General features: G+C 43.3%; 5 protein-coding genes. All 5 read left to right on the forward strand.

Annotated elements, in window-relative coordinates; genetic code table 11:
• Positions 1–131: 131 nt before the first annotated feature.
• Positions 132–1097: an ABC transporter permease gene (locus AC1D69_RS20610; protein ID WP_495458014.1), complete on the forward strand. Its 966-nt coding sequence runs from the start codon at positions 132–134 to the stop codon at positions 1095–1097.
• Between the two features lie 14 nt (positions 1098–1111).
• Positions 1112–1981 carry a carbohydrate ABC transporter permease gene (locus tag AC1D69_RS20615; protein ID WP_495458015.1) on the forward strand — a complete coding sequence of 290 codons (870 nt, stop codon included), beginning with the start codon at positions 1112–1114 and terminating at the stop codon, positions 1979–1981.
• A 60-nt stretch (positions 1982–2041) separates the two neighbouring features.
• Positions 2042–3610: an ABC transporter substrate-binding protein gene (locus AC1D69_RS20620; RefSeq protein WP_495458016.1), complete on the forward strand. Its 1569-nt coding sequence runs from the start codon at positions 2042–2044 to the stop codon at positions 3608–3610.
• Between the two features lie 55 nt (positions 3611–3665).
• A complete protein-coding gene (locus AC1D69_RS20625; RefSeq protein WP_495458017.1) occupies positions 3666–11360 on the forward strand; it encodes a discoidin domain-containing protein in 7695 nt (2564 codons plus the stop codon).
• Positions 11361–11605: 245 nt separating this feature from the next.
• Positions 11606–13927, forward strand: a complete 2322-nt coding sequence (locus tag AC1D69_RS20630; protein ID WP_495458018.1) for a helix-turn-helix domain-containing protein — start codon at positions 11606–11608, stop codon at positions 13925–13927.
• The last annotated feature ends 12 nt before the right edge of the window (positions 13928–13939 follow it).

The following is a 13939-nucleotide window of genomic DNA, read 5'->3' on the forward strand; positions in this document are numbered from 1 at the left end:
TTAAATATCAAATCATACGTTTTTTAACCTTTAAGTGAAAAGAGAATTATGCAAACTTGGTTAAAACATCTATGATCACATTGTAAATATAAAGCGCTTACATAAAAGGTAAGGAGGAAGGAGCGATTCCATTGAGTCAGCTTATGGTAAGAACAAGAAAAGAGTATCCAAAGAAGAAGAATAGAATAGGTCTGTTTCGAGAGTTATGGAAAAATGGTTGGTATTATATGATCGCGCTCCCAGGACTGATTTTTTTCTTGGTATTCAGTTACATGCCACTGCCAGGGATGATCATTGCATTCAAAGATTATAACTTTCGCGATGGTATATTCGGAAGCAAGTGGGTAGGCTGGGATAACTTCACCTTTTACTTTAATGGGGAGTACGCTTGGAGAACGACATTCAATACGTTATTCATTAATGCAAATTACATCGTCTTCGGTACACTTGTTGCGATTGCATTTGCCATTCTCTTAAATGAAATCAGGCACGGGCTTCTTAAAAGGCTGTACCAAAGTCTCATGTTCTTGCCCTTCTTCTTCTCTGCTATCGTTGTAGGAAACTTTGTTTATTTGATCTTCAGTTCCAAATTCGGTATTGCCAATCAGTTATTAACCAGTGTGAATCATCTTCCAATTGATTGGTATTCGAATGCGCAGTATTGGGTTTCTATCCTGGTTGGCGTATTTATCTGGAAGAACACGGGGTACGCCGTAGTTATTTATCTAGCTACAATCGTAGGAATAGATGATGAATTATATGAAGCAGCTTCACTGGATGGAGCAGGTAGATGGCAGAAGATTCGGTATATTACTCTTCCTTTATTGGTACCGACCATCACGATTCTGACCCTGTTATCGATTGGTAAAATATTTTATGGAGATTTCCAAACGATCTATTCGATCGTCGGGGATAATGGATTACTTTTCTCAACTACGGATGTAATCGATACTTATGTGTTTCGGGCAGTTAAAACGGTAGGCGACATCAGCATGCCTGCTGCCGTTGGATTATATCAATCTGTCTGCGGCTTCATCTTTGTGCTCGGGTGCAATTGGGCAGTGAAGAAATATAACAATGAGAATTCATTGTTCTAGATAGGAGGGAAGTAGTGAAGAACAACGGTAGAGTATCGCAAATTATATTTCATATCATAGCTATCGCTTTTTGTATTTTTACGACGGTCCCTTTTATTCTAACCATTATTGTATCGTTGACGGATGAGAATTCGGTTGTCAAACATGGCTATCAATTTATTCCAGAGAAGTTCTCATTCGACGCGTATAGGTTGATATTCTCAGGAAGCTCAATCTTTAACGCCTATGGCATTTCTATCGTTGTGACAGTCTTGGGAACGGCACTGAGCTTGCTAGTCACGACGATGTTGGCCTACACTATAGCATCTCAAAAGGTAAAGTATAGAAATTTCATAGCACTTTACGTATTCATTCCGATGATTTTTAACGCAGGACTTGTGCCTTGGTATATCTTTGTCACGAAGTATTTACATCTGAAGGATTCCATACTGGCCTTGATTTTGCCGATACTGGTTAGTCCCTTTAATGTGTTTCTAGTCCGAAATTATTTCAGATCACTACCGCCAGCGCTTGTTGAATCTGCGGAGATCGAAGGAGCCAATCCTCTATATATTTTCTGGAAAATTATTATTCCACTCTCTGCACCGATCATTGCGACCGTTGCGCTGTTCTATTCGCTAGCCTACTGGAATGATTGGAATCTAGCCTTATGGCTCATCGATTCCCGTGAACTATATCCTTTGCAGTTCATGTTATTCAAGATTCAATCCATGATTAATTATATGAGTTCTCAGGGTAGCTATGGAGCTGGAAACAGTACATTGCCTTCTATTACCGCTCAAATGGCCATGGTGCTTGTGACCATTGGACCCATCATTCTCATTTACCCATTTATCCAGAAGTATTTCATCAAAGGGATTATGATTGGCGCTGTAAAAGGCTAGATTGTAGCCTGATAACGGGTTCAACCTGGATAAGTCAAGATAATAGAGGGAGGAAAAAGTATGAAAAGAGCACATGTAAAAGTAACGGGTATCTTCATGGTTATGATTCTATTACTAAGTATGCTAGCAGCTTGTTCACAGAATGAGGGGAATAAGGGGAATACGTCAGCCAACAAACCTACCAATACGACAGAGAAAACGGGCGACGAAGCGACAACACCGGATACGGCGGTCTCTCAAGTAAAGGGAACTGTCAAAATCGTTCTTCCTGGCGATGAACCTAAGGATATGGCAGGTGTCAAATCTGCTATAGAAGCGAAGCTTCAAGCAGATGGTTTAAATCTCAAACTGGAATTCACCTACTTCCCATGGGATCAGTATTCCAACAAGCTCAACCTGATTGCAGCATCCGGAGAGGACTATGATATTGCCTGGACACATGTAAGCTGGTTATCCCAGATTACGGCTAAGAACGTCGTCCTTCCTCTGAATGATCTACTTGATAAGCAAGGCCAACAGCTCAAAGAGGACATACCAGCGGCTAACTTCTTGAGTGCATCGATTGATAGTAAAGTGTATGGCATTCCAACACTTGTTCCTACAGCGGAGAACAACAATTTCTTCACCATTCGCGGAGATCTAAGAGAGAAATACAACCTAGGACCTATTAATACGTTAGCAGATTTCGAGAATTACTTGGATGCGATTAAGAAAAATGAACCGGATATGGTCCCTATCGCTAATGATGGTAACCGTGGTCTCTTGAGAGAATTCGGTGATGTGTATCTTCCAATCGGGGATATCGGTGCGGGACCTGCGTATATCGATCCAACGGATCCGAAGCTTGAAGTAAAGAACTTTTACGAATCTGATATTTTCAAAAACATTGTAGAAACCAAAAGAAAATGGTATTTGAACGGTTGGTTACCAAAAGATGCCCAAGAAATCAAAGATCCTGAAGCGGCTCTGAACAATGGGAAGATCGGTGCGATATGGTCGAATGTCCTTAAGATTTCCGAGCGTATCGATGCCTTCAAACAAACGATGCCGGATGGGAAGTTGGAGGATGTATTCTTAAATCCAGAGCAACCGAAGTACGTATTCGATGCAGCTTCTAATCTATTGTCCATCTTCTCAACAAGTAAGAATAGTGAAGGGGCTATGGCTTTTATTAACTGGTTCAGAAGCAATCAAGAAAACTATGACCTGTTCTCTTATGGGGTTAAGGATGTCAACTACAAGCTGGATGGTAATGCCGTGTCACTTGAAGGTATTGCAGATACCGCCACTTATAATCAAGTGTACTGGGCTTGGGATGATATTCGCTTGAAGCATTTCAGTAAGAATGTAGAGTCTAGCTATATTGAGAATTTGAAAACATGGGATTCAGATGCCATTGTCGCTCCAGTGCTTGGGTTCCGGTTCAATGCTGATCCTGTGAAGTCAGAGATTGCTCAGATTGATGCCGTAGGGCAGGAATATGTTGTTGCTGCTTATGCTGGATTTATTGATTATGACAAGTTTTATCCGGAATTCCAAAGCAAACTGAAGTCAGCTGGTATCGATAAAGTGGTAGCTGAGATACAGAAACAATTCATAGAATTCCAAGCCAACAACACAGCGAAATAGGGATTAGAGCAAAGTATAAATTGATCTAATTAAAGGCTGAGGGGGTCCATCTAGTATGAAAAGAGGAAGGAAATATTTCAATCTCTTTCTATGTTTCGCGATTATATCAAGCAGCTTTGTGTCGTGGGGCAATGGCACTAATGAAGTTTCAGCAGCTGTGGATACCGAAGTCGTGAACTTAGCTTTGGGTAAAACGGCGACAGCGAGTAGTTCGCTGTCACAACATTCGCCCGACTATATGGTAGATGGCTCTATAGATACGATGTGGTCAACGAGCGATACCGGTCAATGGACTAGTCCGATTACCGATGAATGGGCAACGGTCGATCTTGGCGAAGACAAAGATATTACTAGATGGGTTGTCAAGAGTGGTGGCCCTGGTGCTTTAGTGACGAGTGATTTCCAACTTGAGTACAGCACTGCTGAGGAGGGTGAGCCTTGGCATACGGCGGACACGGTATCGGGCAATACAGCTGATATCTCAGACCGAACGTTAACAGAGCCCATCCTTGCAAGATATGTTCGGCTTCATGTGACGAAGAAGTCTTCAGATGGTGTGGAATGGCCGGCGGTAAGGATAAGTGAATTCGAGCTCTATTCCACGACCACTGCTGTGGATATCCCTGCGTTAACGGCAGATACGGATTCTGGTACGGTCGTGAAGGGGACAATGGTGAAGCTTAACGCTTCACCACCTACGGCTGTCATCTATTACACGATAGATGGAAGTGATCCTACAACTTCGCTAACGAAACTTATGTATAGCGAACCACTAACCATTGAAAGTGACATTACAATCATGGCAGTCGCGATAGATGAGGCGAGCGGAGCTCAAAGCGAAATCAAGACCTTCACGTACAGTCTAGTTAAAGAAGAAGAAGTGTCAGCGGATAATCTAGCGCTCGGAAAGAGCGTGACCGCCAGTAGCTCACTTCCTCAGCATTCGCCGAGCTTGATGACAGATGGTTCTACCAAAACCATGTGGTCGACAAGCGATACGGGCTTCGGAACCAATCCGATTACGGATGAGTGGGCAGTCGTGGATCTTGGAGCTCAACATAATATAGCCAGATGGATTGTCCAGCACGCAGGTGGCAGCAGTTTGAACACGAGGGATTTCCAACTGGAATACAGCACTGGTGATGGGAATGGACCTTGGCTTACCGCAGATACCGTAATCAATAATACGATGATGGTTACGGATCGGATACTTACGACGCCTATTCATGCCAGGTATGTTCGGCTTCACGTGACGAAGAAAGCTGCAGAAGGGTCAGATTGGCCAGCTGTACGAATAGGTGAGTTAGAGCTGTATGCGACTACAGTTCTTGTACCTAAGCTAACGGCTTCGCCAGAATCGAGTACGGTGAACAAAGGGAAGAAGGTAACGCTTAGCGCAAGCCTTCCTTCGGCTTCTATCTATTACACGGTTGATGGGAGCGACCCGAGCATATCGCCTAGCAGATTACTCTATTCGGAACCACTAACGATTAATTATGATGTGAGCATCAACGCGATTGCCATCGATGAGATCGGTGGAAACCTAGGGGAGATGCAGAGCTTCATTTATAAGGTGCAAGAAGTAGAGGATTTAAAGGACTTTCCTAATCTTGCAAGCGGCGCTGTTGCAACGATGACTGTACCCGCGGGATGGGGCAATGTGGCAGGAAGAGCAATCGATGGGAGCCTGAGTACGTATGCTCAACCGGAGAAATTCGGCCTATGGGATCTGATCGTCGATTTCGGGAAGCTACAACCTGTCAATTATGCTGTTTTACGTAAAAACCCGGACCATCATAACTATATAACGCAATTCACAATTGATGTATCAGAGAACGGGACTGACTGGACCACGGTTGTAACGGAAAACAACAATAAGGATACCGATGATCAATTGTATAAATTCCCTGCACAGAACGCGAGGTATGTCCGATTGCATCAAATGGCTCACGTAGGTGGAGCGGCTGCAATCTGGGAATTCGAACTTTACAACACTTCAAATGCGATGCCAGTTCAAATCGAGATGCTGAACACAGATGTATCAGAGGGCACTCTGGTAGGTTTATCAGCTTCAGAGCCAAATGCATCGATTTACTATACGACGGATGGAAGCGATCCTCTCATATCCGATAGCAGGAAGTTATATGCAGGACCATTCCCGCTAATAGGGAATGCCGTAGATGCTGAAACTGCTGTAACACTCAAAGCATATGCCAAGGTGGATGGAAAAGCAGACAGCATTGTCACATCTCATTCCTATCAAGTAGTGGCTCTGTCTACAAATCCTGCTACGGGGACGGTTGAGGAGAACACGGAAGTTGCCTTGTTAAGTTCTGTTACGAATGCTGTCATTCATTACACGACAGATGGGACAGATCCCAAGACTTCGGCAACGAAACAGACTTATAGCCATCCAATTGTAGTTACGAACGATCTAGCGATTCGAGCTTATGTAGCTGTAGGTTCGACATCAAGCACAGTACTTACCTTTCCATTCAGCATAACGAAGTCAGTCACGAATGCCGCACTTGGAAAGCAGGCTACAGCTTCTTCCGAGGTAGCAGCCAATCCTGCGTCGCATGCGGTAGACGGCCAACTAGAGACATCATGGACTTCTAATAATTCAAACAAGAATAATTGGCTTCAAGTCGACTTGGGTCAGAGTTATGAATTAACAGGTACCGAAGTGACATGGAGAGAAGACAACAAGAATTACAAGTATAAAATTGAAGTGTCCTCCGATGCCTTGAATTGGTATCCAGCGGTTGACCGATTGAGTTATGCAGGACGCAGTGGAGTCCTTACCGATTCTTTCCTTGATGCGGCAAGGAGATACGTTCGCATTACAGTGACTGACTTTGAGCTTGGCAGTAAAGCAGGTATTAAGGAGTTTAAGGTGTTCGGCTATCCAAGTGATGCGATGCCTACTCTGCCTGTTGGGCCCTCAACCAATGGATGGGCAAGACCTGTCATTGCTCCATTGCCGCTTACGGTGGCAGGTGTAAACAATCCGATTATCAATTTGAGCGGAACTTGGAAATTCACACAGACACCCGCACAAGGGTTCTGGAAGAACAACGTAGAGCCTTCTGCTTGGGCAGACGCTAAAGTACCCGCTAACTTAGAGGTTATTGGGTTTGATATCCGTTCGCAGCAGGGCGGGGATTGGTTTCCAGATCGAAATGTTGAGAATGTGTACAAGAAATCTATATTGATACCTGAGGATTATCAGGGGCAAAAAACGATGCTGCGATTTGAAGCTGCCTTTGATGTTGCAAGAGTCTGGGTTAACGGTCATTTGGTTCGAACGCATCGAGGTGGCTTCACAACCTTCGATTGTGATATTACGGATTATGTGACGCCTGGCGAGAGTGCTTGGATTACGGTGGGCATTACCGCAGAGAAGGGTTTTGTTGAATACCAGCATGTTCGGGGACTGGTAGGAGAAGTGAAGATGTTTGCACTACCTGTCAATTATTTGACTAGGCTGCAAGCTGAAACAGAGTTCGATTCTACGTACACGGATGCAACCTTGAAGGTTTCTGCAGGAATGATACTCGACAGTTCACAAGAATCTCTTGTTAATCTTGAGCTTGTTGATCCCGATGGACATACGGTTCCGATTGCACCGGGTGTCATCCCATTAAGCGCACAAAGTCCAGATAGCATGATTAGCATACCCGTGAATAATCCTCAAAAGTGGGACGCGGAGCATCCGAACTTGTATAAGCTGACTGCCAACGTAATGGTAAACGGGGAAATCGTACAGACGGTTGTTCGCAAGATTGGGTTCAGATCCATTAAGGTCGATGGCAATAAAATGCTTGTAAACGGAAAAGAAGTCAAACTGCGTGGAGTCAATTGGCATCAATCATCCGCTTTGACCGGTGTTGCCGTTGATATTGAGCATGATAAAGAGTCGCTGCTGAAGCTGAAGGATGGCAATATCAATTACATCCGGGCTGCACATTGGCCGCAGTTCGAATATGTTCTCGATTATGCGGATGAAATCGGCTTATATGTCGAGCAGGAAAATTCAGTCATGTTCATTAATGATTCCCGATTGAGTAATTCTGATTATTTGAGTTATTTCATGGGGCAGTTCTCCGAGACCATCGAGAAGGATCGCAGTCATCCAAGCCTTGTCATTTGGTCGCTTGGTAATGAAAGCAGTTGGGGAAGTAATGTGGCGGCTACACATGATTATGTAAAAGAAATTGACCCAACAAGACCAGTGAAATTTAGCTTTGGCGTCAATGCACCTAAGCAATATAATGATCTATACAGTGTTCATTATGGAGAGAACGGTTTGAAGTTCGGCGGTGGTGATAAGCCAGATATTCGCGATGAGTATGCACATCTATTCATGTATTATGGTAGCTGGAATAGTAATGATCCTTCCTTCCAAGACTTCTATGGAGAGTCGATCAGACGTTATTGGGATCATATTGATGATTCAGAAGGAGCACTGGGAGGCGCGATTTGGCACTCTCGTGATATAGCTACCTTCTGTGAAGAGAAAGTATGCGGATTTAATGCGAAATGGGGACTTATGGATTCTTGGAATCGGGAGAAGCCAGAGTACTGGAATGTGAAGAAGGCCTACTCGCCTATCCGCATAGAGACCAATACCTTGCCTAACCCTGGCAAGGGACATGAACTCCAAATCCCTATAGATAATCGGTATAACCATACCAATCTGAATGAGATCACAGTCGAATGGACCGTGAATGGACAATCAGAAATGTTAACCGGGCCAGCTATTGAACCTATGAGCAGCGGAAGTTTGGTTATTCCTGCAAGGTCATGGAAGTTAGGAGATACGGTCCATCTGAAATTCTATCAGAGCGATCGGTACAAAACGGACCGATTGGTAGATGAGTATAACCTCACTATTGGTGAGAAGACATTCCATTTCAAGGAAGCGCAAGGGCAAGCACCTGATATTCAGAATAATGATTCTGCCATTACCCTGACAGGGGAGGATTTCAGCCTTACTTTCGACAAAGCTACGGGCATGATCCAAAGAGGCATTTATAAAGGAGAGACGATTCTGACTGGAGGCCCTTACTTGAATATGGGATTCACCTCCTCTCTGGATGATTGGAAGTTATCCAGCATTACCAGCACGAGCGCAGACCATGAGGCGATCGTGAACATAGCTGGAAATTATGGGAATACAGACGTTACTTTCACTCTTCATGTTGACGGGACTGGGTTGATTAAGACGACCTACACAGTATCCCAACTACCTACTACCTATGATGCAATAGGTGTAGCCTTCGACGTCTCTGCTGCTGCAGATCGGATCACATGGAACCGCAATGGCCAGTGGTCATACTACCCAGAAGATCAGATCGGCAGAAATGAAGGAACGGCCTTCAAGACGAGTAGTGAAGGTGTTGAATTATATGGGGTTAAGCCGACACGGGCCTGGTCGCAGGATGAGAAGGATTTCAACGCGCACGGTAAGAATGATAAAGGGCAGCGAGGAACGAATGATTTCGTCGCTTCTAAGAACAATTTCAATATTGCCTCCTTGTTGTTAGGAGAATCTGGCAAGAGACTCACCGTACAAGGAGACGGTAATGGTTCGGTTAAAGGGTCTCTACTTCCAAACGGAACCGTCAGGCTGGCAATCAATAATATATGGTCGCATCCAGCAGCATACCCTGGTTGGTTAGAAGCTAATTCAGTCAGTAAACCTATAACACTAGCGGCTACGTATACGAATAGCGTAAGTATGAGACTCGATGATCATGATGATTATACGGTAAGCTATTCCGATGCCGCTACCTACTTGAGTGATCTGAACTGGGTGAGTGCAACGACAGGGTGGGGCGAGGTGAAGACAAACGCCAGCATCCAAGGAAATGTACTGACGGTGTTCGACGGAATGGGAAGCAAGTCATATGAGAAAGGAATCGGAACCCATGCTAACTCTGAGATCGTCTATGATTTGGACGGAAAAGGATACGAGATATTTGAGTCCTATGTAGGCGTTGATCAGGAAAGTACGCAAGGGTTGGTTACTTTTCAGATTTGGGCAGATGGAGAAAAGTTGTTTGAGAGCGAAAAGATGGGCATTCGTTCCGCAGCACAAAAGGTGAGTGTGAATATTGCAGGTAAGCATGAGTTGAAGCTGATTGTAACCGATGGTGGTAACGGATCGAGCGGCGATGATGCTGATTGGGTTGATGCCAAATTGTTTAAATCACCAGTCGTCGTTGCTCCCAGCACGGATGCAACATTAAACGGTATAGTTATCGGTGATCAATCCCTAGCTGGATTCCAAAAGGACAAATTGACGTATAATATTGCTCTTCCGGCAGGGACAAAAGTGGTTCCATCCGTATCTGCAACGGTTGCAGATTCCAAAGCGGCTCTTAAGGTAACGCAAGCGATAGCTTTACCTGGAACGACAACGATCGAAGTGACGGCGGAAGATGGTATAACCATCCTCACTTACACGATTGATTTCACAGTCACGCCTGGAACGACTAATCCTGACACGGGTAATCCTCCAGACGGGAATACCAACCCTGAAGGCGGTAATCCTCCAGATGGCACGACCAATCCTCCAGCGGGTAATCCTTCAGGTGGAACGACCGATAATAAGTCAGGTGGATCGACCGCGGGACCGAAGTGGCCTTCCACAGAACAACAGGTTGTGGATAAGCTGAAGGTGACTAATGGAGAAGCTGTTGTGACGCTGCAGTTGGGGATCACTGAAGTGTTGATTCCTATTCCATCTGATGCACTGAAAGGCTTAGGCAAGCTTGTATTCCAGGGTGAGGATGTCTCCTTGGAGGTGCCTAGTGCTGTTATTGCTCAATTGATCGGTTTAGCGAGTGAAGGGAAGAAGGGCTATGTATCATTTAAATTCACCAAAGTGTCTGATACAGAAGCACAACGACTTTTAAATAAGGCTGCAAGTGATGCACATGCTGCTATTACACCCGTCGGAAATATCTATGATCTATCGATTGGAATCGTCGGGTCAGATGGGGAAACGTTGAAGTTATTAACGGAATTCGTAGAACCGTTACTATTGAAATGGAAGCCAAATGGAGCTGTTCATCAGAACCTAACAGGCATCTACTATGTGAAGGACAACGGAGAACTTGAGTATGTCGGTGGTCGGACATCTAGTGACCTGGTGGAAGCGCAAATTCATCATTTTAGTAAATATGGCTTACTGACGTATGACAAGAGCTTTACAGATGTCTCTGAACAGCATTGGGCATCAGATGTAATCAAAAGGATGGCCGCTCAACAAGTGGTTACGGGAATAAATGATATCGAGTTTGCTCCGAAAGCAAATGTGACTAGAGCGGAATTTGCAAGCATCATTGTTCGAGCTCTGGGATTACAATCGACAGGAACAACGCCATTTACGGATGTGAAAAAAGATAACTGGTACACATCGGCCGTTGAGGCTGCCTATAAAGCGGGGATCGTAACGGGAAGAAGTCAGACGCAATTTGCTCCTAACGCTACCATTACCCGCGAAGAGATGGCCGTCATGATTATCCGTGCTTATGAAGTGAAGACAGGGAAGCGGGTGGACACAACATCCAAACAAAGCCAGTTCGCAGATGATCAACTAATCAGTGAATGGGCAAGAGGATCTGTTCAAGCTGCCTTTGATCTGTTGCTTCTTAAAGGTCGCGGAAGTAATCAATTTAACCCACAAGGTGTAACAAATCGAGCGGAGAGCGTTCAGGTTATTGCCAATGTATTAGAGTAAAGTAGACGGACAGTTCAAATCCAAAGCGCCTGGCTCTTGCAATTAAAGATGTTCAGGTGCTTTAGATTTGTGCACTGTTCCATGTTCTGTATGGAGGTCCTAGAAATAACGGAGCTTGACGATCATAAGATAAAAAGAGTATATTCGGATAAATAAAAGTGGGACTGCTTTTTACTTTCATATGTTATGCAACCGCTTTCAATTAAAAATGGTAAAACTAGTATACCTATGACAGGGATGATTCTATGTTGATCAAGTCGAGATTGAGTTTCCTTAGTCGAATAATAGTGACCAATGTCGTTATTTTTATGTTCTCGATTATTATGGTTTCCGTTATTAGTTACTATTACAATACACAGATTATCGATAAGCATACATCGGATACGTACCAGCGATTGCTCTCGCAAACCGACTATAATATCGAGACCTTATATGAGAGAGTCTTTCAAATCGGCGAACAGTTTCTCAATGATCCTGAGATCATTAAGGGACTTTATTCAAATGAACTGAGCCCAGCTGATTCCATAAAGGTTGCCACGCGAATAAATGATGTAGTGAATTTGAACTCTTTTATTAATTCGGTCTATTTGTACAATGGGACTATGGAAAGGTTTATCCACTCGATCTCTAAGGATATTGATATCCGAACGATTGATAAAGAAGCTCCGGCATTAATCGAAGTACGCAAAACCATGAACAAAATGACGTTTCTCCCCCACACACAGAAATATACCTATCGATCCAAAGACTACAACGACGATATTCTTTCCTTAATATTCACCTACTCGGGTGGAAAGAATGGCAATGCGATCTTTATAAATTTGAAACTTGACGCCGTTCGAGATCTATTTAATACAATGGAAGGTTCCGAGTACTCCAACTTTATTATTGTAGATAAACATGGGCTGAATATTGTTAACGGCAAACATCCAGAACGATTCATGCAAGATAGTAAGGATCAGGCATTTATTAACCAAGTTATTCATTCTACGGAAGAATCAAATAACTTTATTGCTGACATATCGGGTGAGAAATCATTAATTACTTCGATTTACAATGACAAACTGGAATGGTATCTGATTTATACAACGGACTATACCTATCTTTCCAAAGATAGTTTCAACGTGCTGAAGAATATCATTATCGGCGCTATCATCATTCTATTGATAAGTGTTGCTGCAACTATTTTTATCCTTAATAAAATTTATATGCCCTTTGGTCAGTTCATTAAGATGATCCGATACAGTCATCCCTATGAGCCGCAGTCCGACCATTACGATGATGTTCAATATGTTAGTGATGTATTCAAGGGACTGATCAGTCAAGTGACTACGCTAGAAGATTCAGCCGTGAAGGATCGCAACAAGTTGAAGGAAGGGTTCCTCAAAGACTTGCTCAATAATGAAAGCCATATCGATCAGAGCGAGATAGAGAGTTATTTCAACAAGCTAGGCGTTCAATTGAGGCCAACCCATCTACGCACACTTGTGATAGAGATGGAAGGGGAAGGAGCAATCGTCGAGGGGGAAATTGACGCTAGGAGAGCTCTCGCAAAAGATGCTATGTATGAACTGGCACTTCGGATATTCCCTACTCATAACGATAATGAACTAGAGAGAATAGAAATAGGCAATCCTTCCTTAGTTCTAATCATGAATGATCATGAAGGAAATCCGATGGAAGATCAATTGAATGGATTTATCTATCAAGTCGAGAAATTCATGAGCATTCAAGTGAAGGTAGGAGTGGGCATACATGTCCATATGGCTCAATCCTTATCGCGATCTTTTGAGACGGCAAAAGAGGCACTACGTTATAAGTATGTAAGAAGCCATGAAAGTGTATTTTACTATGATGAGATTCAAGCACGATTAAAGATACAATTCACTAATCCCGTGGAACTCGAACAGACTCTAATGAGCCAACTTAAGATGAATAACTTGGAAGGGGCTCAGGAGGAAGTTGAGAAATTATTCAAGCAACTCAGAGGCTGCTCGATTAAAGAAATATTCGAGATATTAAGAAGAATAGGCGGGAAATTGGATACTGAGTTCAAGGATATCGTAGACTTTTTTCCACTGTATGCAAGTTATCAGAAGGATTCGCTGGTAGACACTATGACTAGCTTTGTTTATATCGAACAAGTATACGAATTTTCCTTAGAACTGGTTGAGTTTATTATTCGCGAATTAAAGGGGAATAGGTATAGAGACAGCAATGTTATCGTCAAAAATGCTTGTGATTTCATCCAAAATCACTACAGGGAAGGCAATCTATCCGCTGATGCAGTAGCTGCTTCACTCCAAATCTCAGTTCCGTATTTCAGTAAATTATTTAATGAGAACATGAAGGTTACATTCTCAAACTATGTAACAAACTTACGGTTGAATGAGGCGGAAGAGCTACTGCTTCATACACCTTTAAAAATTAAAGAAATCAGTGAGAATATCGGTTTCTTGAATAGTACCTATTTCATTACCGTTTTTAAGAAAAGACACGGGGTATCTCCCAACCAGTTTAGACAGATGAAAAAGGCGAATAAGAGTGAGCGAAGTATAAAAGGATAAAAGTAGATAAAG

Source organism: Paenibacillus sp. Y301, from assembly GCF_059445505.1.